Source organism: Mesorhizobium sp. B2-4-15 (genome assembly GCF_006658505.1).
Classification (GTDB): Bacteria; Pseudomonadota; Alphaproteobacteria; order Rhizobiales; family Rhizobiaceae; genus Mesorhizobium.
Genome location: NZ_VFUZ01000002.1, coordinates 174,275 through 197,824 on the forward strand (window position 1 = coordinate 174,275; position 23,550 = coordinate 197,824).

23 protein-coding genes, 1 pseudogene and 1 riboswitch are annotated in these 23,550 nt (G+C 63.5%); of the genes and pseudogenes, 17 read left to right on the forward strand and 7 right to left on the reverse strand.

What is annotated here, in order from left to right; genetic code table 11:
- Positions 1–6: 6 nt before the first annotated feature.
- A complete protein-coding gene (locus FJ930_RS03195; RefSeq protein WP_141834725.1) occupies positions 7–1,437 on the forward strand; it encodes an FAD-binding oxidoreductase in 1,431 nt (476 codons plus the stop codon).
- A 184-nt stretch (positions 1,438–1,621) separates the two neighbouring features.
- Positions 1,622–2,188 carry a DUF6101 family protein gene (locus tag FJ930_RS03200; RefSeq protein ID WP_141834728.1) on the forward strand — a complete coding sequence of 189 codons (567 nt, stop codon included), beginning with the start codon at positions 1,622–1,624 and terminating at the stop codon, positions 2,186–2,188.
- Between the two features lie 459 nt (positions 2,189–2,647).
- Here the strand turns inward: FJ930_RS03200 and ubiA are convergent, their stop codons facing one another.
- Positions 2,648–3,631, reverse strand: coding sequence for a 4-hydroxybenzoate octaprenyltransferase (gene ubiA / locus FJ930_RS03205; protein ID WP_181763271.1), 984 nt, complete (start codon positions 3,629–3,631; stop codon positions 2,648–2,650).
- A gap of 68 nt (positions 3,632–3,699) precedes the next feature.
- Entirely contained in the window at positions 3,700–4,611 is a 912-nt protein-coding gene (locus FJ930_RS03210; protein ID WP_141834735.1) for a LysR family transcriptional regulator, read from the reverse strand.
- Positions 4,612–4,700: 89 nt separating this feature from the next.
- Between FJ930_RS03210 and FJ930_RS03215 the strand changes: the two genes are divergently transcribed.
- On the forward strand, positions 4,701–5,522 hold the full coding sequence (locus FJ930_RS03215; protein WP_141834738.1) for a phytanoyl-CoA dioxygenase family protein: 822 nt from the start codon (positions 4,701–4,703) through the stop codon (positions 5,520–5,522).
- Positions 5,523–5,680: 158 nt separating this feature from the next.
- On the forward strand, positions 5,681–6,958 hold the full coding sequence (purD, locus tag FJ930_RS03220; protein ID WP_141834741.1) for a phosphoribosylamine--glycine ligase: 1,278 nt from the start codon (positions 5,681–5,683) through the stop codon (positions 6,956–6,958).
- A 15-nt stretch (positions 6,959–6,973) separates the two neighbouring features.
- On the opposite strand, the gene FJ930_RS03225 is transcribed toward purD, so the two are convergent.
- Positions 6,974–8,131, reverse strand: a complete 1,158-nt coding sequence (locus FJ930_RS03225; protein WP_246676793.1) for a glycoside hydrolase family 25 protein — start codon at positions 8,129–8,131, stop codon at positions 6,974–6,976.
- 292 nt (positions 8,132–8,423) lie between these two features.
- Between FJ930_RS03225 and FJ930_RS03230 the strand changes: the two genes are divergently transcribed.
- Positions 8,424–10,193: an acyl-CoA dehydrogenase family protein gene (locus FJ930_RS03230; RefSeq protein WP_141834745.1), complete on the forward strand. Its 1,770-nt coding sequence runs from the start codon at positions 8,424–8,426 to the stop codon at positions 10,191–10,193.
- 27 nt (positions 10,194–10,220) lie between these two features.
- Complete coding sequence (locus FJ930_RS03235; protein WP_141834748.1) at positions 10,221–10,973, forward strand: crotonase/enoyl-CoA hydratase family protein; 753 nt, start codon at positions 10,221–10,223, stop codon at positions 10,971–10,973.
- Positions 10,974–10,981: 8 nt separating this feature from the next.
- Here FJ930_RS03235 and pdxH read toward each other — a convergent pair whose 3' ends face one another.
- On the reverse strand, positions 10,982–11,599 hold the full coding sequence (gene pdxH, locus FJ930_RS03240) for a pyridoxamine 5'-phosphate oxidase (RefSeq protein ID WP_141834751.1): 618 nt from the start codon (positions 11,597–11,599) through the stop codon (positions 10,982–10,984).
- A gap of 40 nt (positions 11,600–11,639) precedes the next feature.
- Here pdxH and FJ930_RS03245 point away from each other — a divergent pair, with 40 nt between their 5' ends.
- The 4 genes from FJ930_RS03245 to FJ930_RS03260 all read left to right on the forward strand — a co-directional run bounded on the left by FJ930_RS03245 (position 11,640) and on the right by FJ930_RS03260 (position 14,699).
- Positions 11,640–12,101: an RT0821/Lpp0805 family surface protein gene (locus tag FJ930_RS03245; protein WP_141834754.1), complete on the forward strand. Its 462-nt coding sequence runs from the start codon at positions 11,640–11,642 to the stop codon at positions 12,099–12,101.
- Positions 12,102–12,201: 100 nt separating this feature from the next.
- A complete protein-coding gene (locus FJ930_RS03250; RefSeq protein WP_140742543.1) occupies positions 12,202–13,134 on the forward strand; it encodes a DnaJ C-terminal domain-containing protein in 933 nt (310 codons plus the stop codon).
- A 107-nt stretch (positions 13,135–13,241) separates the two neighbouring features.
- A complete protein-coding gene (gene fabI / locus FJ930_RS03255; protein WP_140742541.1) occupies positions 13,242–14,060 on the forward strand; it encodes an enoyl-ACP reductase FabI in 819 nt (272 codons plus the stop codon).
- Between the two features lie 51 nt (positions 14,061–14,111).
- Complete coding sequence (locus FJ930_RS03260; RefSeq protein ID WP_141834757.1) at positions 14,112–14,699, forward strand: histidine phosphatase family protein; 588 nt, start codon at positions 14,112–14,114, stop codon at positions 14,697–14,699.
- 82 nt (positions 14,700–14,781) lie between these two features.
- On the opposite strand, the gene FJ930_RS03265 is transcribed toward FJ930_RS03260, so the two are convergent.
- Complete coding sequence (locus tag FJ930_RS03265) at positions 14,782–15,501, reverse strand: carbonic anhydrase (RefSeq protein ID WP_140742537.1); 720 nt, start codon at positions 15,499–15,501, stop codon at positions 14,782–14,784.
- Positions 15,502–15,736: 235 nt separating this feature from the next.
- Positions 15,737–15,991 (reverse strand): DUF1344 domain-containing protein, encoded by a 255-nt coding sequence (locus FJ930_RS03270; protein WP_140742535.1) that lies wholly within the window; start codon positions 15,989–15,991, stop codon positions 15,737–15,739.
- A 183-nt stretch (positions 15,992–16,174) separates the two neighbouring features.
- Here FJ930_RS03270 and aroC point away from each other — a divergent pair, with 183 nt between their 5' ends.
- From aroC to FJ930_RS03285, 3 genes are all read left to right on the forward strand, one after another.
- A complete protein-coding gene (gene aroC / locus FJ930_RS03275) occupies positions 16,175–17,290 on the forward strand; it encodes a chorismate synthase (protein ID WP_141834760.1) in 1,116 nt (371 codons plus the stop codon).
- Positions 17,291–17,382: 92 nt separating this feature from the next.
- Positions 17,383–18,483 (forward strand): 3,4-dihydroxy-2-butanone-4-phosphate synthase, encoded by a 1,101-nt coding sequence (gene ribB, locus FJ930_RS03280; protein ID WP_141834762.1) that lies wholly within the window; start codon positions 17,383–17,385, stop codon positions 18,481–18,483.
- 384 nt (positions 18,484–18,867) lie between these two features.
- Positions 18,868–19,851, forward strand: a complete 984-nt coding sequence (locus tag FJ930_RS03285; RefSeq protein ID WP_246676794.1) for a hypothetical protein — start codon at positions 18,868–18,870, stop codon at positions 19,849–19,851.
- A 164-nt stretch (positions 19,852–20,015) separates the two neighbouring features.
- Here the strand turns inward: FJ930_RS03285 and bluB are convergent.
- Positions 20,016–20,597 (reverse strand): annotated as a pseudogene (gene bluB, locus FJ930_RS30275) (5,6-dimethylbenzimidazole synthase); the annotation flags it as partial.
- 46 nt (positions 20,598–20,643) lie between these two features.
- Positions 20,644–20,826: riboswitch (cobalamin riboswitch) on the reverse strand.
- 167 nt (positions 20,827–20,993) lie between these two features.
- Between bluB and FJ930_RS03295 the strand changes: the two are divergent.
- From FJ930_RS03295 to FJ930_RS03310, 4 genes are all read left to right on the forward strand, one after another.
- Positions 20,994–21,920, forward strand: a complete 927-nt coding sequence (locus tag FJ930_RS03295; RefSeq protein WP_141834769.1) for a histone deacetylase family protein — start codon at positions 20,994–20,996, stop codon at positions 21,918–21,920.
- Positions 21,921–21,923: 3 nt separating this feature from the next.
- On the forward strand, positions 21,924–22,175 hold the full coding sequence (locus FJ930_RS03300) for an exodeoxyribonuclease VII small subunit (protein ID WP_141834772.1): 252 nt from the start codon (positions 21,924–21,926) through the stop codon (positions 22,173–22,175).
- 112 nt (positions 22,176–22,287) lie between these two features.
- On the forward strand, positions 22,288–22,554 hold the full coding sequence (locus tag FJ930_RS03305) for a DUF2277 domain-containing protein (protein ID WP_140611136.1): 267 nt from the start codon (positions 22,288–22,290) through the stop codon (positions 22,552–22,554).
- Positions 22,555–22,593: 39 nt separating this feature from the next.
- A complete protein-coding gene (locus FJ930_RS03310) occupies positions 22,594–23,514 on the forward strand; it encodes a pirin family protein (protein WP_141834778.1) in 921 nt (306 codons plus the stop codon).
- The last annotated feature ends 36 nt before the right edge of the window (positions 23,515–23,550 follow it).

Sequence of the window (23,550 nt, forward strand, 5' to 3'; positions counted from 1 at the left end):
TCCCACATGACCGAAACTGCAAAGACCCTCGATCCCGCTCTCATCGATCGCTTCGCGGCGATCGTCGGTGCCAAATATGCGCTGCGCGACCAGCAGGACATCGCGCCTTATCTCATCGAGCGGCGCGGGCTCTGGCATGGCGCGACGTCGCTGGTGCTGCGGCCAGGCAGCGTCGACGAGGTCAGCCGGATCATGCAACTGGCGACCGAGACGGGAACGCCCATCGTGCCGCAAAGCGGCAACACCGGGCTTGTCGGCGCCCAGGTGCCGGACAGTTCCGGCCGCGAGATCATCCTGTCGCTGTCGCGGCTGAACCGCATCCGCGAGATCGATGTCCTCTCCAACACCGTTACGGTCGAGGCCGGCGTCATCCTGCAGACGCTGCAGGAGGCGGCCGATGCCGCCGACCGGCTGTTTCCGCTTTCGCTCGCCGCGCAGGGCTCTTGCCAGATCGGCGGCAATCTCTCCTCCAATGCGGGCGGCACCGGCGTGCTTGCCTATGGCAATGCGCGCGAACTCTGCCTCGGCGTCGAGGTGGTGCTGCCGACGGGCGAGGTCTTCGACGATTTGCGCAAGCTGAAGAAGGACAACACCGGCTACGATCTGAAGAACCTGTTCGTCGGCGCCGAGGGCACGCTCGGTGTCATCACGGCCGCCGTGCTCAAACTGTTTCCCAAGCCAAAGGGCCGCGAGGTCGCGTTCGTCGGCCTGTCTTCGCCGCAAGCAGCGCTTTCCCTGTTCAGCCTGGCCATGGACCGCGCCGGGGCCGCGCTCACCGCTTTCGAACTGATCGGCAAGCGGCCATACGACTTCACGCTGGCGCATGCACAGGGTGTGACGCGGCCGCTCATGGAGGATTGGCCCTGGTATGTGCTGATGCAGATTTCATCGGGCCGCTCGCCGGAAGATGCGCGGGCGTTGATCGAGGATGTGCTCTCGGCGGGCCTAGAGCAGGAATTCGTCGGCGATGCCGTCATCGCGGCGAGCCTTGGGCAAGGGGACGCTTTCTGGAATTTCCGCGAGTTGCTGCCTGAAGCGCAGAAGCCGGAAGGCGCCTCGATCAAGCACGACATCTCCGTGCCGATCGCGTCCATCCCGCGCTTCATCGAGGAGGCCGCCGGCGCGGTGGCGTCGGTGAGCGCGGGTGCCCGCGTGGTCTGCTTCGGCCATATGGGCGACGGCAACCTGCACTATAACATTTCGCGGCCCATCGATGGCGACGACGAGGCGTTTCTCGCCCTCTACCATCCCATGAACAAGGCAGTGCATGACGTCGTGCGCAACCTGCACGGTTCGATCTCGGCCGAGCACGGCATCGGCCAGTTGAAGCGCGACGAACTGATCGCCACCGCGCCGCCCGTGGCGATCGATCTGATGCGCCGGGTAAAGGCGGCCTTCGATCCGGCCGGCGTCATGAATCCCGGTAAGGTTATCTGATCCTTTCAACATCTTGTGGTCGGTGGCATTCCGATAACCATCCCTGAGATCAGCAAAATTTAACCGACTTTCTTAAGCGCGGCGGTAAGGAGCCCACGCTACTGTTTCCCCATAACGAGGCCGGGAAAACTGGCCCGGAGAGAACCGGACACCGGCTCTCAGGAGACAGACAGGAAGGCACTCTATGAACACTGGACTGAAGCCAGTCTGGGCGGGACGCAACATGCGCCTCGACCCATTCCGACTGCCGCAGGTGGTCAGCTACGCGACGCGCGATGATTATGGCGATGTGACCTTCACCATCGACCATCGTGGCGCCGTGATCCGCCGCATGCTCGAGATGAGCGGCGTGCCGGCGATCATCGCTCTGCCCGCCAACGCGTTCCGCGGCGTTGCCGCCCGGGCCATGGAGGATCCGGAGGGCAATGTCACGGTAACCCTGGAACTCCTGCACAACGATCCCATGCTGTCGGTGCCGCTGCTGGTCGCCGACGATCTCGACGATGTCGCCGCCGACTGGCGCGCCTGGGCCGATGCCTACCGTTTGCCGATGCTCTTGATCGAATCGGATGGCGTGGCCCGCACGCTGGAAGAATCGCTCGGCGCCGCCATCAAGACACTACCGGCGAAGGACCGCCGCAAGGGTCGCGTTTCCAACACGCGCCGCCCGCGCTTCCTCGCCCGCCGCAGGGCCGGCGACCTTGGCCTCAGGCTGGTCATCGACGGCCAGGAGATCATTGCGAGGGAGTAAGCTTGGTTGCTTGCATACCCAAGGCATTCTAGCCTGCGATCTCTGCGATAAGATCAGATGCGATTGCGCCGAGGCCGGGAAGGCGCGCCCCTTACGCGAAGCGACAAGATGGTCACGACGCTCAAGACATTCTACCGAGACGATGGGCTTGCACGCGTCAAAATCCACGAATTTGAGATAAGTGGCGTTCCCTATTTCACGTTCCATGAAGAGACTTGGTACGAATTCGAACACCCCCTGGGCCACACCGACAGCTATTGGGGTCCAAGTCTTGATCGGCTTGGAGGAGGATATTACGAAAGCGCCGAAGCTGCGGAGGCCGATTGTCTCGCAAGCGTACCGTGGCTCAGGGACATAAATTCAAACTGAGATACGGCCCTTCTTTCGCCAACATTGACGATTGGCGAAGCCGCCGATGACAGCCTCTTTCTCCCCGTGTAGTTGACGGGAGAAGGGTCGCTACACCAGCGGCTTCAGCGCCACCCATAGCGCGCCGCCGATCAACCCGAGGAAGATCAGCCAGCCGACCTGGTTGTTCGACCGGAACAGGCGCAGGCATTGATCCGGATCGTTGATATCCAGAACCGTGATCTGCCGGGCCATATGGGCGCCGGCGGCGATCAATCCTGCCAGCGCAACTACCGGGGCCTGCGCCGAGGCGAAGGCGATGGCGAAGCAGATCAGCGTGCCGGCATAAAGCCCCGCCAGCCACGCCTTGGTGCTGTCGCCGAACAATCGTGCAGTCGAATGCACGCCGACAATGGCGTCGTCTTCCTTGTCCTGGTGCGCATAGATCGTGTCGTAGCCGATCACCCACAGGATCGAACCGATATAGAGCATGATTGCGGGACCATCGAGATCACCGAACTCGACCGCCCACCCCATCAGCGCGCCCCAGGAAAAGGCCAGGCCGAGAAACAGTTGCGGCCAGTTGGTTATCCGCTTCATGAATGGATAGACGGCCACGATCGCCAGCGAGCAGATGCCCAGCAGAATGGCAAAGCTGTTGAACTGCAACAGCACCGCCAGACCGACCAAAGCCTGGAGCACAAGAAACAGCCAGGCCCGGCGGCGCGTGGTCTGGCCGGACGGCAGCGGGCGCGAGCGCGTGCGCTCGACCTGGTTGTCGATGTCCTGGTCGACAATGTCGTTAAAGGTGCAGCCGGCACCGCGCATGGCGATGGCGCCGACCAGGAACAGCACGAGGTACAAGGGCGCCGGCAGCAGCGAAAGCAGCGGATCGCCAGGGCGCGGATAGGCGCTCGCGGCGAGCGCCGCCGACCACCAGCACGGCCACAACAGCAACTGCCAGCCGATCGGCCTGTCCCATCGCGCAAGCTGCGCGTAGGGCCAAACCGCGCGCGGCAGCGCGCGATAGACCCAATGGTCGTTCGGCGCATCGGCGACACGGCCCTGGGCCGCTTTCGACTGGATAGGTTCCATGTCCATGGAGTGGCAGCAGCCGCGAAACCCGTCAAGCGGCAAGCGGTCGCGCGGCAACCGTCAACCTGTCAGGCGGTGAAGATGTCGCGCGTCGAAAACCACACCTTCGCCGTCTCAACGAAGGCCAGTGCCGCATTCGAAACGCGCTGATGCGTGTCATAGGTGAGGATGATGCGCTGCATGGGTAGCGGGTCCGACAGCGGCTTGCAGATCAGGGGCAGACCGTCATAGCTGCGGTCGCCGTGGGGCCGGGTGTAGCTGACGGCGACGCCGAAGCCGTTCGCCACCATGCTGCGCTGGAGTTCGAACGAGCTCGTCGCCCTGTCGGCCACCGGTGACAGGCCGCGGCTGCGGAACAGGTCAAGCATGTGCTGCCAGCTGTGCGGCTGATCTGTCGTGATGAGCGGATAGGCGGCGAGATCGGCCAGGCTGACTTCCGAGCGGTTGGCCAGCGCATGGCCTGCCGGCAACAGAGCATGCGGCCGCAGCTCGTGCAGCAGGATGCGGGCGAAATGCGATGGCAGGCCGAGGTCGTAACTGAGGCCGAGATCGATGGCGGCGTCGGCCAGACGCCGCCCGAGCGTCTCGAAGGTCTCGTCGCGAACAACGACGGCGACGCTTGGATGGCGTTCGGAAAAGGCGCGGATGAGACCTGGCGCGAAGTAGGGCGCCAGATCCTCGAAACATCCAAGCACCAGCTCGCCGCCGACAGCCGAGTTGCCCGAACCCAGGCTCATGAGTTCGTCCGTCTCGGCAAGAACCTGTTTTGCCTTCGCCACGGCGACACGGCCGAAGGACGTCAGCGAAACGCCGCTTCCGCGTTGGCGCACAAAGAGCTTTTGCCCGAAATCCCTTTCGATCGCGTCGATCGCTACCGAAATCGAGGGCTGCGAAATGTTCAACGCCCTGGCCGCGCCGGTGACACTGCCATGGCGGGCGACGGCGACCAGATAACGCAGCTGTGCGAGGGTCAGGCTCATAGGTAAAGTCTATATGTCAGATGAGAAGTTATTATTTTACTGAATGAATGGGGAGCGCGATAGTGCCTCGATCCTGAAAGGAGGATACCATGGCTTCCCAAACCGCTACCCGCGTGATCGACACGGACCTGATCGATGCGGATACCATTGCCGATTACCGGCGTGACGGCGCCGTCTGCATTCGAGGCGCCTTCAAGGGCTGGGTCGATACGATCGCCGCCGGCATCGAGCGCAACATGCAGAACCGCAGCGCCACCGCGTCCGATATCGCCGATGGCCGCGGCAGTTTCTTCGACGACTACTGCAACTGGGAGCGCATTCCCGAATTCGTCAGGTTGGTGCGCGAATCGCCGGCCGCTGAACTGGCGGCGGCGGTGATGCAGTCGCGCACCGCGCAGTTCTTCCACGATCACGTGCTGGTCAAGGAACCCGGCACGCAGAAGCCGACGCCCTGGCATCAGGACATTCCCTACTATTTCGTCGACGGCCAGCAGACGGTCAGCTTCTGGATCCCCATCGATCCGGTGAAGGAGGCGACGCTGCGCCTGATCGCCGGCTCGCACAAATGGGACAAGATGATCCTGCCGGTCCGCTGGCTCAACGACAGCAATTTCTACGCCGGCGAAGGCGACTATCTGCCGGTGCCCGATCCCGACAAGGACCCGTCGATGAAGGTGCTGGAATGGGAGATGGAACCGGGCGACGCCATCCTGTTCGACTTCCGCACCGCGCATGGCGCTCGCGGCAACCTGACCGCGGCACGCCGCCGCGCGCTGTCGCTGCGCTGGGTCGGCGACGATGCCCATTATGTCGAGCGGCCGGGCCGCACCTCGCCGCCCTACCATGGTCATGGCATGCAGCCAGGCCAGAAATTGCGCGAGGACTGGTTTCCGGTCGTCTTCCCCGGCTGAAGCCAGCGCCAGAAAATCGGCGGTGGTGCCCCGCCGCCGGTTGTCGGCGGGGGTAACGTTCCCGTGCGCAATTCCCGGCAAAGCGCCCGGACGCCTTGACCCGTCGTCCAGAGAGCAATAGCGGGTTCTCTTGGAACAGTCGGTATCAAGAGGTGGCCATGAACGTTCTTCTTCTCGGCTCCGGCGGCCGCGAACATGCGCTCGCCTGGAAGATCGCCGCGTCACCCCTGCTGGCCAAGCTCTATGCGGCCCCCGGCAATCCGGGCATCGGCAGTGAGGCCGAACTGGTGAAGCTGGACATTGCGGACCACGCCGCCATTGCCGTTTTCTGTAGGGACAAGAACATCGACCTTGTCGTGGTCGGGCCGGAAGGGCCGCTTGTCGCCGGTATCGCGGACGATCTGCGCGCCGAAAACATCCGCGTCTTCGGGCCATCGAAGGCCGCGGCGCGGCTGGAAGGATCGAAGGGCTTCACCAAGGATCTCTGCGCCCGATACAACATTCCGACGGCCGCCTATGGCCGTTTTAGCGATCTGGCCTCCGCCAGGGCCTATGTCGAAAAAACCGGCACGCCGATCGTCATCAAGGCCGACGGGCTTGCCGCCGGCAAGGGCGTCACGGTCGCCATGACGCTGGACGAGGCGCGGGCGGCCCTCGATGCCTGTTTCGAGGGCTCCTTCGGCGCAGCCGGCGCGGAAGTGGTGATCGAGGAGTTCATGATCGGCGAGGAGGCGAGTTTCTTCTGCCTCTGTGACGGCACCATCGCGTTGCCCTTCGGCACCGCGCAGGATCACAAGCGCGTTGGCGACGGCGACGTCGGTCCCAACACCGGCGGCATGGGCGCCTATTCACCGGCCCCGGTGATGACGCCGGAGATGGTGGAGCGCACCATGCGCGAGATCATCCAACCGACCATGCGCGGCATGGCGGAACTCGGCGCGCCTTTCGCAGGTATTCTCTTCGCCGGCCTGATGATCACGGAAAACGGGCCGAAGCTGATCGAATACAACACCCGCTTCGGCGATCCGGAATGCCAGGTGCTGATGATGCGGCTGAAGGACGATCTGCTGGTGCTGCTCAACGCCGCGACCGATGGCCAGCTTGCGCATATGTCGGTGCGCTGGCGCGACGAGGCGGCGCTCACCGTGGTGATGGCGGCAAGAGGCTATCCCGGCACGCCGGAAAAAGGCTCCGTCATCCGCGGTGTCGAGGACGCCGCGGGCGAAGGCGTCCAGATATTCCATGCCGGCACGGCCATCAACGGCGGTGCGCTGGTTGCCAATGGCGGCCGCGTCCTCAATGTCACGGCGACCGGCGCAACGGTCGGCGAGGCGCAGAGGAGGGCCTATGCCGCGCTCGACCGGATCGACTGGCCGGACGGCTTCTGCCGCCGCGATATCGGCTGGCAGGCGGTGGCGCGCGAGCGGGCGGGCTGACGTCCGGATGACAGCTTATTGCTGGCCGTGATCGAGCTCGGTGGAAGCGGTGCTGACCGGGTCGGCGGCGGCAAACGCGGCGTTTGGTTGCGCGGGTGAGCGCTGTCCGGTCCGCTTCCAGGCGACATATTCGACGATGCCGAAGCCTAGCCGTCGCGGCACCGTCTTCACGACAGGCATGCGGAAGCCGTCGCGGAATTTCGACCAGCGCGAACCGAGCACCGCGACCATTTCCTCCAATGTCGGCGGCGTCGCCACATCGGCATAAATGATGGTAGCCTTGCCGGCCAACGCCGCTTCCCTCGAGAGCGGCACCGGTACGCTGGCAAGATAGTCGGACGGCACGTCGATCAGCCCGCCAAAAGGCCATTGCTGGCGCAATGTGACGGCATCCGTCGGCACGACGTTGACGTCGATGTCGTCGGGCGTGCCGGCAACCCTGTAGGGGCAACGGAAGCGGCCGCAATTGGCCTGCGCCGAGAACTGCCAGAGTGCGTAGCCCCGCCAGTTGCCCATCGGAAAATGCACGTCGATGTCAGGCTTGTAGCGCGCGTACCAGAGTGGCAGCCGCGACAGGAGCCGGTACTTGTAGCGGTTGTCGGCGATGAACTGGGCGGTCTTGCCGTTGGTGTAGAGCACCGGGAATCGTCCAACGCGCCGATGCACCTGGCGCACGAATTCCTCGGCATCATCGAACGACATCCATTGCGAGGGATCGTTGCCTTCGAGGTCGAGAGCGATGAGATCGTCCGGCGCGGGATCGGCGAAATCGAGGAAATTGTTCGCCTGCTCGACCGGGTTGCCGGGGCGGGCGAGGTGATAGGCACCCCATTTCAGCCCAAGCGCCTTGGCGACGACCCTGCGCGTCTGGAACAGTTCGCGTGTCACCGCATGGCGCTTCCACAACGCTTTGCAGAGCTTCACCTCGGTGTCGCCGCCGGAGCAGAAATAGGGCGGCGGCATGCCGTCCGAGGCCTTGTTTATGAAGGCGACGATGCGCTTGTCGGTGGCAAGCTGCGCCCAGTCGATGGAATTGTATTCGTAGGCATCGACGACCAGCGCACGGTCGGCGTTCCTCCACGGCTCGGAGAAGTCCGAAGCCTTCGTCGCTGCCGACAATCCCATCGTCGCCACCAAGGCGAGAAGCGCCGTGCGGCGAAAGAGACGCGCCATCCGTTCCAAACAGGGAATCCCCGTTGATCAAGAGCGAATCCTGAACCGCCATGGTTAAGGAAATGCTTCTGAGGCGTGGCGAGCACGAAATGTCGCGATCCGACCATCAGGCGGCGCCATTCCCCAGTTCCCCTGATGGTACCAGAACATTGTCGTGCCGGCCCATCCCAAAATCCGCGTGACAAAATTTGACGTTTACGTAAAAGAAGATGAGGCTGCCCAAAGGCGGATGGTTTTACGGCGACACTGGCTCTAGGGTCGGCGAGGCCATGCATCAGGAGGATCGAGCGGCATGTATCGGGCACCGGTCGAGGATATCGCGTTCACGCTGAAGCACGTGGCCGGCATGAAGTCCGCTCTCGAAGCCGGCACGTTCGGCGATCTCGGCGAGGATCTGGTCGACGCCGTCCTGGGCGAGGCCGGCCGTTTCGCCACCGAGGAGGTGGCACCCCTCTACAAGATCGGCGACGAACAAGGTGCGGTGCTGAAGGACGCTGCCGTCACGACGCCGCCGGGCTGGAAAGAACTCTATCGCCGTTGGATCGACGGCGGCTGGAACGCGCTGTCCGGACCTGAGGAATATGGCGGCCAGGCGCTGCCGACCATGCTCGGTGTCGCCGCGCTTGAAATGTGGAATTCCGCCGCCATGGCCTTTGGCATCGGCCCGACGCTGACGATGGGCGCCGTCGAAGCTTTGGACAAGCACGCCTCGCGGGAGCTCAAGGCGAAATATCTCGCAAAGCTCGTGTCGGGCGAGTGGATGGGCACGATGAACCTGACCGAGCCGCAGGCCGGCTCGGACCTCAACGCGCTCCGCGCCCGCGCCGAACCCGCCGGCGACGGCACCTACCGCATCTTCGGCCAGAAGATATTCATCACCTATGGCGAGCACGATTTCACCGACAACATCATCCATCTGGTGCTGGCGCGGCTGCCTGACGCGCCCGCCGGCACACGCGGCATCTCGCTGTTCCTGGTGCCGAAATTCCTGGTTGAAGAAGACGGCTCGCTGGGCGCCCGCAACGACGTCTTCTGTTCCGGCCTCGAGCACAAGCTCGGCATTCATGCTTCGCCCACCTGCACCATGATCTATGGCGACGGTTTCCAGGGCGCCAAACCCGGCGCAATCGGTTGGCTGATCGGCGAGGAGAACAAGGGGCTGGCCTGCATGTTCACCATGATGAACAATGCACGTCTGGCCGTCGGCATGCAGGGAGTCGCCGTCGCGGAAGCCGCCACGCAGAAGGCGATCGCCTATGCCAATGAGCGCCGCCAGGGCAATGCGGCGGATTACGCCGGCATGGGCATGGCGCCGATCGTCCGTCATCCCGACGTGCAGCGCAACCTCTTGACGATGCGGGCGCTGACCCAGATCGCGCGCGCCATCAGCTATTCCTGCGCGCACGCCATCGACCGCGCCCGCGTCGCCGAGGGCGAGGCTGCCGCCAACTGGCGCGACCGCGCCAATCTACTGACGCCCCTTGCGAAAGCCTTTTCGACCGATGTCGGCGTCGAGGTCGCCTCGCTTGGTGTTCAGGTGCATGGCGGCATGGGCTTCATCGAGGAGACGGGCGCGGCAGCGCTCTATCGCGATGCGCGCATCGCGCCGATCTACGAAGGCACCAACGGCATCCAGGCAATCGACCTCGTGTCGCGAAAACTGCCGCTCGGCGGCGGCGAGCATGTACATTTCTACATCGGCGAGCTGAAAGCAGTCACCGATGCGGTCCGCACCTCCAACATCGAGGGCTTTGGCCGCACCGCCGAAAATCTCGACCGGGCGCTTGCCGATCTCGACGAGGCGACGCGCTTCCTGCAGGGACTGTTGGCCAACGGCCAAACCGACGCGGCGCTTGCCGGCGCCACGCCCTATCTCAGGCTGATCTCATTCGCCGCCGGCGGCGCCTATCTGGCGCAAGGCGGGCTTGCCGACCGTGGCCGCATCGCCCTTTGCCGCTTCTTTGCCGAAAACCTGCTTGGCGAAACGCACGCCCTGAAGGAATGCGTCATCAAGGGCGCCGAAAGCCTGGCCGCTGCCGGCAAGTCGCTGATATCGACCTGAAACATTCCAACGCTCGAAGGGACCATCGTGACAGACCATATCCTCGTCGAGCGCCAGGGCGCCGTCCAGATCATCCGCATGAACCGCCCGGACAAGAAGAACGCGCTGACGCGCGCCATGTATGCGAAAATGTCGGCGGCTCTTGCCGAAGGCGACGCCGATCCGTCGATCCGCGTCCATGTCTTTCTCGGTGTGCCCGGCGCCTTCTCTTCCGGCAACGACCTTGCCGATTTCATGATTGTCGCCACAGGCGGCGACGGCGGCACGGAAGTCTGGGATTTCCTGATGGCGCTGGCCAGGGTCGAGAAGCCCATCGTTTCCGGTGTCGACGGCATCGCGGTTGGCATCGGCACCACGATCAACCTGCATTGCGACCTGACCTTCGCCACGCCGCGCACCCTGTTCAGAACGCCTTTCGTCGATCTCGGCCTGGTGCCCGAGGCGGGGTCCAGCCTGTTGGCGCCGCGCATCCTGGGGCAGCAAGGCGCTTTCGCCCTGCTCGGCCTCGGCGAGGGTTTTTCGGCAGAGCGGGCGAAGGCTGCCGGGTTGATCTACGATGTGGTCGAGGAGGGCGCCCTGGAGGCCTCGGTCCTGGCCGCCGCTCGCCAGATAGCCGCCAAGCCGCCGCAGGCGCTGAAGATCGCGCGTGACCTGATGCGCGGCTCGCGCGACGACCTCGTCGCCCGCATCGGCGTGGAAAGCGCGCATTTTCGCGAGCGGCTGAAATCCGATGAGGCGCGCGAGGCGCTCACCGCGTTCATGACCAGAAAGAAGCGCTGAGGCCCTTTTCAGGGATAAAGCCGCGTCTTATCCCAACCACCCTTGGCGTTGCGCGAAAAGACCATCCGGTCATGCAGCCTGAACGGCTTGTCCTGCCAGAACTCGATGGTCTTCGGCACGATGCGGAAGCCCGACCAGTGCTTCGGGCGGGGGATCTCGCCGATGGCGTAACGGGCCGTGTATTCGGCGACGGCTTTCTCCAGGGCGAAGCGGCTTTCCAGCGGCCGCGACTGTTTCGAGGCCCAGGCGCCGATGCGGCTGCCGCGCGGCCGCGTCGCGTAGTAGGCGTCGGCCTCGGCATCGGTGACGATCTCCACCGGACCGCGCACGCGCACCTGGCGGCGCAGCGATTTCCAATGGAAACACATCGCCGCCTTCATGTTGCCCAAAATCTCCTGGCCCTTGGCGCTTTCGAAATTCGTGTAGAACACAAAGCCGCTTTCATCGAACCCCTTGAGCAGCACCATCCGCACATCCGGCATGCCCTCGGTATCGACGGTTGCCAGCGCTACGCCGTTGGCATCGTTGATTTCGCTTTTCGTGGCGTCCTCCAGCCATGCTGCAAAGAGGCGAAACGGCTCGGCCGCATCGGTAAAGTCACTGGTTGTTAACTCTGTGTCGCTCATAGTTTTTCTCAAATTATCACTAAGCCGGGGAGGTTGCCGATTGTCGCGTATCGCGCAAGCTTTTGACAGCAGGCAATGGGGCGTTATCGCTTCGGCCAGCGCGAAAGCCGCGATCCTCTCAATCGCCCTGCCGCTTGCCGGCTGTGGCGCGGGTGGCTTCAGCCTGGAGAAAGCCGAGGTTGACCGCTCGATCCTGACCAGCAGCACGTCGGCTTCCGCCAAGCCGGCCAATTCGGATCGCGACTCCGATCAAACGACGATCGGCAATGCGGTGTCTTCCGCCGATATCGAACAGCTTGGCGGCCAGGCTGTGCCATGGGCGAATGCCGGCACCGGGTCACGCGGCTCGATCATCGAACTGGCCGAATTGAAGGACAGGGGCCAGACCTGCCGCCGCTTCAAGGCCTCGCGCGAGAGCTTTGACGGCGTTGCCATGTTCGAGGGCGAACTCTGCCTGGCCGGCGCCGGCGGCTGGCGCATGCAGGGCTTCAAGGCGCTCTGATTTTCCGCCCTTGATATGACGCTCCACCACTGGAATTTCTTCCTATGCGAGCGCATATAGGGGGCAAGTATGGACTCACTCCTTCCCCAGGGCAGAAAGCATGCGCGACCCGTATGAGGTGCTGGGCGTTGCAAAGAACGCATCGGCCAAGGACATAAAATCGGCGTACCGGAAACTCGCCAAGAAACATCATCCGGACCAGAATCCGAATGATCCCAAGGCGAAGGACCGTTTTGCCGCGGCCAACCAGGCCTATGAGATCGTCGGCGACGAGAAGACACGCGCCGCTTTTGATCGCGGCGAGATCGACGCCGACGGCAAGCCGCGCTTCCAGGGTTTTGAGGGCGCCGCAGGTGGCGGCGACCCCTTTGCCGGGTTCCGTCGCCAGCAGCAGGGGGCCGGCGGTTCGCGATTCGAGTTCCGCTCCGGGCGGCCAGGCGGTGATCCGTTCGACGGCAACAGCGACATCTTCAGCCAGATTTTCGGCGACGCCTTTTCGGGCGCGCGTGGCGCCGGCATGGGCGACCGCCGCCAGCCGGCCACCGCTGCCGATCTGAACGTCACGCTCGACATCACCATCGAGGAAGCGGCGAACGCCGAAAAGGTGACGGCGATGTTCCCGGATGGCCGCAAGGTGGCGGTCAAACTGCCGGTCTTTGTCGAGGATGGCCAAACCATTCGGTTGAAGGGGCAAGGCGAGCAGGGGCCGGGCCAGCCCGGCGACGCGCTGGTCAAGATCCATATCCGCCGGCATCCGCGTTACCGTATCGAGGGCCGCGACCTGCATGCCGATCTGCCGGTATCGCTGGCGGACGCGGTGCTGGGCGCCAAGGTGGCGGTCGAGACTCCGACAGGCAGGCTCGCGGTCAACGTTCCCGCCTGGTCGAGCTCGGACAAGGTGCTGCGGCTCAAGGGCAGGGGCCTGCCGGAAAAAGCCGGCGGTCACGGCGATCTCTACGCCCATGTGCGCATCATGCTGCCGGAGGGTGGTGACAGCGCTCTGGAAGCGATGCTGCGTGGCCAAAAAGGCTGATCGGCGACTTTTGTCCCCCGAACTGTCCGGTTTGAGCGCTTGAAGGGGCCTTGTGCCTGTGCGATAGGGCTCTCCACAAAGCAGATACTCTTGCGGAGAGCACGCACATGGCGGGTGGACAGGGCCTGATGGCCGGCAAGCGCGGCCTGATTCTGGGCGTCGCGAACAATAGGTCGATCGCTTTCGGCATCGCCAAGGCATGCGCCGACCATGGCGCCGAGATCGCGCTGACCTATCAGGGCGAGGCGTTCAAAAAGCGTGTCGAACCGTTGGCGGCGGAACTGGGCGCCTATGTCGCCGGCCATTGCGATGTCACCGATCCGGCCAGCCTCGACGATGTCTTCGCCAATGTCGCCAAGCATTGGGGCAAGCTCGACTTCCTCGTCCATGCCATCGCATTCTCCGACAAGGACGAACTGACCGGCCGCTATGTCGAGACGACGCGCGACAACTTCCTGCGCACCATGGACATTTCGGTGTTTTCCTTCACCACCATCGCCAAGCGCGCCGAGGCGCTGATGACCGAGGGCGGATCGCTGCTGACGCTGACCTATTACGGCGCCGAGAAGGTGATGCCGCACTACAATGTCATGGGCGTTGCCAAGGCCGCGCTCGAGGCCAGCGTGCGTTACCTTGCCGTCGATCTCGGCGCCAAGAAGATCCGCGTCAACGCGATCTCGGCTGGGCCGATCAAGACGCTGGCCGCATCCGGCATCGGCGACTTCCGCTACATCCTGAAGTGGAACGAATACAATTCACCACTGAAGCAGACGGTCACGCAGGAAGAGGTCGGCGATTCCGGCGTCTATTTCCTGTCCGACCTGTCGCGTGGCGTGACCGGCGAAGTGCATCACGTCGATTCCGGCTATCACGTGGTCGGCATGAAGGCGGTCGACGCGCCTGATATTTCGACGGTTAAGGAATAGCTTTCCCGCCAATCCTCCGCCCAGGCCCAGGCCTCACCTCCGGAAGATCTGATGTACCCGCTGGTTTACATCGTGCGCCACGGCCAGACCGCGTGGAACGCCGAGGCCCGGCTTCAGGGCCAGGCCGACACCGATCTTAATGAGCTCGGCCGCCAACAGGCGACCGGAAACGGGAATCGGTTGGCCGGCCTCGTCCACAAGCCGGAGGATTTCGATTTCATCGCCAGCCCGATGAGGCGGACGCGCGAAACGATGGAGCGCATCCGCGTCGCGATGAAGCTCGATCCGCTCGCCTATCGAACCGATCCCGATCTCGTTGAAGTCAATTTCGGCGATTGGCAGGGTTTCACCTTTGCCGAACTCGAGACACGCTATCCCCGTGCGAAGAAGACTCGCGCTTTGGATAAATGGAACTTCCAGCCGCCCGGCGAAGGTGCCGAGAGCTACCAGATGCTGCTCGAACGGGTGAAGCCCCGGTTCGACGCGCTCGACCACAACGCGATCTGCGTGACGCATGGCGGCGTCATGCGCACCTTGTTTCACTTCGTGCTTGATATGCCCGAGGACGAGGCCGCGAACCTGGAGATACCGCACGATCGCGTGCTCCGGCTGCAGGGTGAATGCCTGGAGTGGCTGTAGCTGTCCTGGCTATGATGGTTATTCATCCGAGGTTGGTTCGCTAGGCTCCCAACCCCTGAGCGCGGTCGCCCGGATGAACGTATCATTCGAGGTAGGTCACCACACCCGTTTCAAGATCGTAGATCGCCGCGACGATCTTCAGCTTCCCGGTCCCGGTGAGACCGGCCAAGAGCTTGCTTGAAACGGCAAGGCGCCTCGCAGTCCGCCTTGCGCTCTCCTTAGCCGTGTTGTCGATAAAATCGCCCGCCTCGCTCCGCACCGCGATTGCCGCCGGCAAGATCGGCTCGATCATCGGACCGATCGCGCCCGGATAAGTGGCGTTCTTGGTGACCACGTCGCAAGCCGCCTTGACCGCGCCGCAGCTTGTGTGCGCGAGGACGACGATCAACGGCGAACCGAGTACCTCCGCGCCATATTCGACCGTGCCGAGCGTCGCGGTGTCGACGAGGTTGCCAGCATTGCGGGCGACGAACAGTTCTCCAACGCCGTGGCCGCCGAAGATCAGCTCCGGTGGAACGCGACTATCGGCGCAACTGATGACAGTGGCCCAAGGCGCCTGGTGTGTAGCGACAGCTTCCCGTTGCGCGGCAAGGTCAATCGAGCAGAGTTCCGGATGGCTGACATAGCGTTCGTTACCGGACTTCAACGCGGCCAACGCTTCATCGGGAGGCAGCGGCGTCGCAGTGCCCTCGGCCGCACGCGCCGGCCACACCGCTCCGCCAAAACCGATGGCGACGAGCCCCGCGCCGACCTTTAGGAAATCCCTCCGGCCGACCCCTTCGCCCTCGCAGTCGCTGCACATTGTCCTGCTCCCGCCGCCGGTCCAGCCGATGGCTGGATCCGCGAGCTGAGACTGCTACCAACGAGTTGCATTAGCAAGCGCTAACTCTCGCTCCAGTCCATCCGGGCTACCTGGAAACGACATCAGGCCCCGAATTCCGAGCTTTCGATTCGGACAGGGGCTGAACGGGAAGATCAAGATAGAGCTCGATTCCGAGCCTGTCGGAATGGGTCCGGCCGCGCGAAGCCGGAGGCTCCTATTCGGTGTCCGGCAATTCCATGTCGGTGACGACGTTTTCGCCATTGGTCACGTCATAGGCAATGACGATGTCCATGCCCGGCTTCAGCGAGTCGAGATCGGTCTCGGCGTTCAGCTTGTAGGATTTGCCGTCATCCAACGTCAGGGTCAGCGCGTCCTTGTCGATCTTCTTGATCAAGCCTTCGGTCTGTCCGGCGAAAGCGGCGGTGGAAAGCAGGAGTATGGCGGCAACAGCGCCAATCAGGGTACGCATCATCGTCCTCTTTGGTCATTGCGCCGGCACGGTGGCGGCGGATCCTCAACGGCGAATGGAGCAGAGCAGAAACCAACCGAATGTGTCAAAACTAAATCCGCCAGATCACAGTTTGACCCCTGTGGAAAACGCCAATAGAAGGCAGACTTCAGCCGGCTTCGATGCCGGGCAGGGCACTTTTCCATGTCTCACAACACGTTCGGCCATCTTTTCCGCGTCACCACCTGGGGCGAAAGCCATGGCGCAGCGCTTGGCTGCGTGGTGGATGGCTGTCCGCCGGGCATCCGCTTCACGCGCGACGAAATCCAGGCTGAACTCGACAAGCGCCGGCCCGGCCAGTCGCGTTTTGTCACCCAGCGCCGTGAGCCCGACGAAGTGAAGGTGCTGTCCGGTTTCGTGCTCGACGAGGACGGGGAGACGATGATCACCACCGGCACGCCGGTTTCGATGCTGATCGAAAATGTCGACCAGCGCTCGAAGGACTATGGCGAGATTGCCCGCCAATACCGGCCGGGCCATGCCGACTACACCTATGAGGTCAAATACGGCATACGCGACTATCGCGGCGGCGGCCGTTCCTCGGCCCGCGAGACCGCGGCGCGCGTGGCGGCCGGCGCGCTCGCGCGCAAGGTGGTGCCGGGCATGGTGGTGCGCGGCGCGCTGGTGTCGATGGGCGAAAAGTCGATCGATCGCGCCAACTGGAACTGGAACTTCATCGGCGATGCGCAAAATCCGTTCTTCACGCCCGATCCCGCTTCCGTTCCCGTTTTCACGCAGTATCTGGACGGCATCCGCAAGGCCGGCTCCTCGGTCGGCGCGGTGATCGAGATCGTCGCCGATGGCGTCCCCCCAGGGCTCGGCGCACCGATCTATGCCAAACTCGACCAGGACATTGCCTCCGGGCTGATGTCGATCAACGCCGTCAAGGGCGTCGAGATCGGCAACGGCTTCGAGGCCGCCCGCATCACCGGTGAACAGAATGCCGACGAGATGCGCATGGGCAATGACCGCAAGCCGGTCTTCCTGTCCAACAATGCCGGCGGGATCCTCGGCGGCATTTCGACCGGCCAGGCGATCGTCGCCCGCTTCGCCGTCAAGCCGACCTCTTCGATCCTGACGCCGCGAAAGTCGATCGACAAGGACGGCAATGACGTCGAGGTGATGACCAAGGGCCGGCACGACCCATGCGTCGGAATCCGCGCCGTGCCGATCGGCGAGGCGATGGTTGCTTGCGCCATTGCCGATCATTATCTGCGTCATCGGGGACAGACAGGGCAGGGAATAGGCAGTAGGCAGTAGGCAGTACGTCAGCCTGCCTGCCCACATTTTTTCCTTTTCCCTACTGCCTTACTGCCCTATTCCCTACTGCCCTGCGAACGAAGTGAGCGTCCATGCCTTACGACCAGAAGAAGATCGTCGAAGCCATCCGTGCCTTTGAACGCGGCGAGATCGTCGTCGTCATGGACGATGACGGGCGCGAGAACGAGGGCGACCTGATTGTTGCCGCTGTCCACTGCACGCCCGAGAAAATGGCCTTCATCGTCCGCAACACGTCGGGTATCGTGTGCACGCCGATGCCGCGCGAGGAGGCCAAGCGGCTTAACCTTGCGCCGATGGTGGCCGACAACGATTCAGCCCACACAACCGCCTTCACCGTCAGCGTCGATTTCAAGCACGGCACGACAACAGGCATTTCGGCCGACGACCGCACGCTGACCGTGCGCAACCTCGCCAACGGCAATGTCGGTGCCTCCGACTTCGTCCGTCCCGGCCACATCTTCCCGCTGATCGCGCGCGAAGGCGGCGTGCTGATGCGTTCGGGCCATACCGAGGCGGCGGTCGATCTGTGCAAACTCGCCGGCCTGCCGCCGATCGGTGTCATTTCGGAGCTGGTCAATGACGACGGCACCGTCAAGCGCGGCCCGCAGGTCGCGGCCTTCGCCGAGGAGCATGGCCTCAAGCAGGTTTCGGTCGCCGATCTCATCGCCTACCGGCAACGCAAGGAAACGCTGGTCGAACGCGTGGCTTGCTCGGAGATCGACACGCTTGGCGGCAAGGCGCAGGTGTTCACCTACACGCTGCCCTGGGACACGATGCATCATGTCGCCGTGGTCTTCGGCGATATCCGCGACGGCGAGGACGTTCCGGTGCGGTTGCACTCCGAAGACGTGGTGACCGACGTGTTCGGCACCAGCCATCGGCTCGACGGCATCATGAAGGCGATGGGCGAGCGCAAGCGCGGTGTCATCGTCTATCTGCGCGAAGGCTCGGTCGGTGTCGCCCATCAGGAGCGCAAGCGCCCTGCGTCAGGTGACCGCGAGGATCACGAAGAGGCGCGCCGGCGCGAAAACGAATGGCGCGAAATCGGCCTCGGTGCGCAGATCCTGAAGGATCTCGGCATTTCCTCGATCAACCTGATCGCCTCGCGCGAGCGCCACTATGTTGGTTTGGAAGGTTTTGGCATCCATATCGCCAAGACCGAGATTCTGTAGTCCACCGAGGGATCGACGCGGCGGAAAGGTCCTGCTGGCAGGTCGCCTGCGTCGGCGATGGACTGAAGCGTCCGCTTGCCTCGTCATCCTATGGCGAAGCAAGGAGCGAAGCGACGCGGCTCAGACCATCAGGATCCATGCCGCGACTTCGACGCGTTGCCATAATTCTGATCCGCTGTGATCTTCGATCAAGATTACGGCATGGACCCTCGGATCTGCGCTCCGCTTCGCGTCGCTCCGCCCGTGGATGACGACGTCGCGGAGGCCTCGGCCAATTCCGAAGGTTTGCGAAACGAGCGGCTGCTCGCTTCTTCTCGTCGCCCCCGATTGACAATCTTCGGGGTGAGCGCATCCTTCCCAGCCATCTCTGAGGGGAGATTCGGCATGTGGGATTTCGATATCGGCAGGTCGGTGTCCATCATGATGCGGACCTGGCCTTTCATTGTTTTTCGCATGGTCGTCTATTTCGGCATCACGTTGGCCTATATCCTGGCGACCGGCACGGGTGCTTCTGTCGGCTATGGCGTCGGCCATATCTCGACCGATCCCGACGGGCCGCTGTCCTTTGCCCTATGGGGCGGCGTGATCGGCTTTGGCGCCGTCTCGATCGCCGTCTACTGGATCCGCGAATACATCCTCTACGTCGTCAAGGCGGGCCACATCGCCGTCATGGTCCATCTGATCGACGGCCATGATGTTCCCGACGGCAAGAACCAGATCGCCTATGCCAGGCAAGTCGTGACCGAGCGTTTCGCCGAGGCCAACATCCTTTTCGTCGTCGACCAGCTGGTCAAGGGCGCCATTCGCGCCATTACCGGCCTGCTTGGCGGCGTAGCCGCTTTCCTGCCCATTCCAGGCCTGAGCGGCCTGGTATCTTTCATCAACACGGTAATCCGCCTGTCACTCACCTATGTCGACGAGATCATCCTCGGCTACAACATCCGCATCGGCTCGTCCTCGCCGTTCGAGACCGCACGGCAAGGCGTCGTGCTCTACGCCCAGAACAGCAAGACCATGGTCAAGAACGCCGTCTGGCTGGCGGTCATCATGTGGGGAGTCTCTTTCGTGATCTTCCTGCTGATGCTGGCCCCGGCAGCCGCTATCCTTTACGCCATGCCCGGGCAGCTCGCCGGCTGGGGCTTCGTGCTCGCCATCGTCTTTGCCTGGGCCTTCAAGGCAGCCTTCATCGAGCCCTTCGCCATCGCCTGCCTGATGCAGGTCTACTTCAAGACTATCGCCGGCCAGGTGCCAGACCCGGCCTGGGATGCCCGGCTGGCCGAGGCATCGTCGAAGTTCAGGGACCTCAAGGACAAGGCGCTCTCCTCCTTCGATGGTTCGCGCTGGGGCACGGCCGGCGCGACACGCTGATCGGCGGGGCTCGCCAATGACCCGGCGACGGTGTTGAGGCGGGCTATCGTCGATTTGAGCGGTGTCTCACCCTGGCCGCAAAACGTCTCGCTCATGATCAGTTCGGGCAGCGGCAATCGCCGGCCCCAGCCATGTGTCTCGAGGTCCGGCTTGGGCGCGAACTCGGAAACACGGCCGACGCAGAGGTAGGCGATCGGCGTCACGTGCTCGGGAATGGCCAACAGCCGCTTCAGCGCTTCAGGCTCGATAATGCTGACCCAGCCGACGCCGATGCCTTCGGCCCGTGCCGCCAGCCAGAAATTCTGCACCGCGCAGACCGTGCTGTAGAGATCCATCTCCGGATTGTGCCAACGCCCCAGCGGCGAACCTTTCGACCGCTGGCGGTCGCAGGTGATGCAGATGTTGAGCGCGCTTTCGCAGATGCCTTCCAGCTTGAGCTTGCGGTAGAGCGCCTGCCGCTCTTCCTCGATTGCTGGCAGTTCTTGTTCACGCGCGGCCAGGAACAGGTCACGCACCTTCTCCCGGCGCGCGGCACCGCGAATGACGATGAAGTTCCATGGCTGCATGAAGCCGACCGATGGCGCGTGATGGGCGGCAAGCAGCAGCCGAGCCAGCACCTCGTCGTCGATGGTCTCGGGAGTAAAATGACTGCGAACATCGCGCCTGGTGAACATGGCGCGATAGACAGCGTCGCGCGCCATCTGGTCAAATCCGTCGCCCATAGGAGCGGTCATGGCTTCCGGCATCGCTTGTCCCTTGCGATTGCAATCAATGCCGCCCGCCTGACCATGCGGATGACGATGCCTGCCAGGCCGGTCTTCTGGCTCGGGATCAACCCGCGTCCGGTGCCTTCCCGTCATCGACAGTGGCATTTACCGGCGCGGTCCCCCTTACAGCGTTGGGCACGCCACGGAATTCAACCGTGTTCCCGATTCTCCCGCCAGAGCATTTGCAGCCAAGTGGATTTCACTTGGCGGCTGAAACAAACAGGCCGGCGGGCACCAGGCAGTGGTGGCGACCTTACGCCGAAGCCCCGGCCGCGCCAATCCCCGCAGCGACGCGAATGGACGCAGACGTGATTTTCCCCAGCGATCAAGCCGCAACGCATGGCCATCGCGGCATCGGGGCACTAGATAGGGACCATGGCCACCCGTCTCTACACGCACCCTATCTTCCTTGAACACATCACGCCGCCCGGCCACCCCGAGCGGCCGGACCGCTTGCGCGCCATCGAGCGCGTGCTCGACGACGACGCCTTTGCCGCGCTCGACCGCGTCAAGGCGCCGGAGGGAGACGAGGCCACAATCCTCTACGCGCATCCCGCCGATTTCGTTGCACGCGTGCGCGCCGCCATCCCCGACGAGGGCATCGCCCGCGTCGATGCCGACACCACCGCCAGTCCGAAGAGCTGGCAGGCGGTGATCACCGCGATCGGTGCCGCCAACGCGGCCGTCGACGACGTCTTCACTGGCCGGGCCGACAATGTCTTCGTCGCCGCGCGACCGCCTGGCCACCATGCCGAAAAGACCACCGCCATGGGTTTCTGTTTCTTCAACACGGCGGCGATCGCGGCGCGCTACGCGCAGAAGAAGCATGGCGCCGAGCGCGTCGCCATCGTCGACTGGGATGTGCATCACGGCAACGGCACGCAGGATATCTTCTGGGACGATCCCTCGGTGCTCTATTGCTCGACGCATCAGATGCCGCTCTATCCCGGCACCGGCGCGAAGAACGAAACCGGCGCCGGCAACATCGTCAACGCGCCTCTGGCGCCGCAGACCGGCAGCGAGGTGTTTCGCGATGCCTTCCTGTCGCGGATCCTGCCGGCGCTCGACAAATTCGCGCCCGATCTGATCATCATTTCGGCCGGCTTCGACGCGCACCACCGCGACCCGCTGGCCGAGATCAATCTGACCGAGGATGATTTCGACTGGGCGACCGGCCAACTGATGCAACGCGCCGCGCGTCACGGCGACAACCGGCTCGTCAGCCTGCTCGAGGGCGGCTACGATCTGCAGGGATTGGCATTTTCGGTCGCGGCCCATGTCGGGCGGCTGATGAAAGGGTGAATAATGGCTGGTGAGATCAACGAAGACGTCAAGGCGATGAGCTTCGAACAGGCACTCGATGCGCTGGAGAAGATCGTCGACGATCTGGAGCGTGGCGACGTGCCGCTCGATCAGTCAATCCGGATCTACGAGCGCGGCGAGGCCCTGAAGGCGCATTGCGACCGGTTGCTGAAGGCCGCGGAGGACAAGGTCGAGAAGATCAGGCTGTCGCGCGACGGAAAGCCGGTCGGAACGGAGCCGCTCGACGCGGACTGAGGCATGGTCGCGAACGACCATCTTGCCTCACCGGTTTTTAGACACGATCATGATTGAGGATTGACGTCGTCCTGATTGAAACGGCTCCAGGACAAGAGGAGATACGGAAGCGATGTGCAGAAACATCAAGACCCTGTTCAATTTTGACCCGCCGGCAACCAATGACGAGGTTCGCGACGCGGCGCTTCAGTTTGTCCGCAAGCTGAGCGGCACGACGCGGCCTTCGAAGCAGAACCAGCATGCATTCGACCACGCGGTCGAGGCCATCGCGGCATCGGCGCGCGAATTGCTCGATTCCCTCGAAACAAACCAGCATCCGCGCAACCGCGAAGAGGTGGCGGCCAAACTTCGGGCAAAGGCGGCGCTCCGTTTTGCCTGATGCGGCCAAGGCGGTCTGGACCGCTGACAAGGAGAGTTCATGAGCTTCTTTCCGGGGAAGGACCCTGAAGCCGGCGATGCCTTTGCCAGCGATCAGATCGAACTGATGGTCATCCCGAACGCCAAGGACATTGGCGGCTTCGAGGTGCGCCGAGCCTTGCCGACCGCCAGGAGGCGTCTGGTCGGTCCATTCATCTTCTTCGACCGCATGGGGCCGGCGATCCTGCGCGCCGGCCAGGCGCTCGATGTCCGTCCCCACCCGCATATCGGCCTGTCGACGGTCACCTATCTGTTTGACGGCAAGATTCGGCATCGCGATTCGCTGGGCACCGAAATGGTCATCCAGCCCGGCGACGTGAACCTAATGACCGCCGGTCGCGGCATCGTGCATTCCGAGCGCACGCCGGAGGAATTGCGCGGCGCGCCAATGTCGATCTCGGGCCTGCAGACGTGGCTGGCACTGCCGGACGGCAAGGAAGAAGTGGCGCCGGTGTTCGAGAACACGGCTGTCTTGCGGCTTCCCGAGATCGATGCCGAAGGCGTCAGCGGCCGCGTTGTCATCGGTGATTTCCAGGGACTGCGCTCCCCTGTGAGAGCCGATTCCGAAACGCTCTACGCCGACCTGCGCCTGGCGCCGGGCGCCAGCGTGAAAATCCCGGCCGACGCCGAGGAGCGCGCCATCTACACGCTGGAAGGCGAAGTCTCCATTGCAGGCGACGTGTTTCCCGCGGAACGGTTGTTGGTGTTCCGGCCCGGCGACGAGATCGTCGTATCGTCGCAAACCGGTGCGCATTTCATGCTTTTCGGTGGCGCCTCGCTTGGCTCGAAGCGCTACATCTGGTGGAATTTCGTCTCCTCGTCCAAGGAGCGCATCGAACAGGCCAAGCAGGAATGGAAGACAGGCCGCTTCGATATCGTTCCAGGAGATGACAAGGAATTCATCCCGCTGCCCGAGAACTGACGGGCGGATTGCTTCGCGTCACCGACACGCATTTAC

What these genes read in the sequence shown, in the direction of transcription:
- FJ930_RS03195 (WP_141834725.1), top strand. Translation starts at nt 7, where the DNA reads ATGACCGAAACTGCAAAGACCCTCGATCCCGCTCTCATCGATCGCTTC.
- FJ930_RS03200 (WP_141834728.1), top strand. Translation starts at nt 1,622, where the DNA reads ATGAACACTGGACTGAAGCCAGTCTGGGCGGGACGCAACATGCGCCTC.
- ubiA (WP_181763271.1), bottom strand. Translation starts at nt 3,631, where the DNA reads ATGGAACCTATCCAGTCGAAAGCGGCCCAGGGCCGTGTCGCCGATGCG.
- FJ930_RS03210 (WP_141834735.1), bottom strand. Translation starts at nt 4,611, where the DNA reads ATGAGCCTGACCCTCGCACAGCTGCGTTATCTGGTCGCCGTCGCCCGC.
- FJ930_RS03215 (WP_141834738.1), top strand. Translation starts at nt 4,701, where the DNA reads ATGGCTTCCCAAACCGCTACCCGCGTGATCGACACGGACCTGATCGAT.
- purD (WP_141834741.1), top strand. Translation starts at nt 5,681, where the DNA reads ATGAACGTTCTTCTTCTCGGCTCCGGCGGCCGCGAACATGCGCTCGCC.
- FJ930_RS03225 (WP_246676793.1), bottom strand. Translation starts at nt 8,131, where the DNA reads ATGGCGCGTCTCTTTCGCCGCACGGCGCTTCTCGCCTTGGTGGCGACG.
- FJ930_RS03230 (WP_141834745.1), top strand. Translation starts at nt 8,424, where the DNA reads ATGTATCGGGCACCGGTCGAGGATATCGCGTTCACGCTGAAGCACGTG.
- pdxH (WP_141834751.1), bottom strand. Translation starts at nt 11,599, where the DNA reads ATGAGCGACACAGAGTTAACAACCAGTGACTTTACCGATGCGGCCGAG.
- FJ930_RS03250 (WP_140742543.1), top strand. Translation starts at nt 12,202, where the DNA reads ATGCGCGACCCGTATGAGGTGCTGGGCGTTGCAAAGAACGCATCGGCC.
- fabI (WP_140742541.1), top strand. Translation starts at nt 13,242, where the DNA reads ATGGCGGGTGGACAGGGCCTGATGGCCGGCAAGCGCGGCCTGATTCTG.
- FJ930_RS03260 (WP_141834757.1), top strand. Translation starts at nt 14,112, where the DNA reads ATGTACCCGCTGGTTTACATCGTGCGCCACGGCCAGACCGCGTGGAAC.
- FJ930_RS03265 (WP_140742537.1), bottom strand. Translation starts at nt 15,501, where the DNA reads ATGTGCAGCGACTGCGAGGGCGAAGGGGTCGGCCGGAGGGATTTCCTA.
- FJ930_RS03270 (WP_140742535.1), bottom strand. Translation starts at nt 15,991, where the DNA reads ATGCGTACCCTGATTGGCGCTGTTGCCGCCATACTCCTGCTTTCCACC.
- aroC (WP_141834760.1), top strand. Translation starts at nt 16,175, where the DNA reads ATGTCTCACAACACGTTCGGCCATCTTTTCCGCGTCACCACCTGGGGC.
- ribB (WP_141834762.1), top strand. Translation starts at nt 17,383, where the DNA reads ATGCCTTACGACCAGAAGAAGATCGTCGAAGCCATCCGTGCCTTTGAA.
- FJ930_RS03285 (WP_246676794.1), top strand. Translation starts at nt 18,868, where the DNA reads ATGTGGGATTTCGATATCGGCAGGTCGGTGTCCATCATGATGCGGACC.
- FJ930_RS03295 (WP_141834769.1), top strand. Translation starts at nt 20,994, where the DNA reads ATGGCCACCCGTCTCTACACGCACCCTATCTTCCTTGAACACATCACG.
- FJ930_RS03300 (WP_141834772.1), top strand. Translation starts at nt 21,924, where the DNA reads ATGGCTGGTGAGATCAACGAAGACGTCAAGGCGATGAGCTTCGAACAG.
- FJ930_RS03305 (WP_140611136.1), top strand. Translation starts at nt 22,288, where the DNA reads ATGTGCAGAAACATCAAGACCCTGTTCAATTTTGACCCGCCGGCAACC.
- FJ930_RS03310 (WP_141834778.1), top strand. Translation starts at nt 22,594, where the DNA reads ATGAGCTTCTTTCCGGGGAAGGACCCTGAAGCCGGCGATGCCTTTGCC.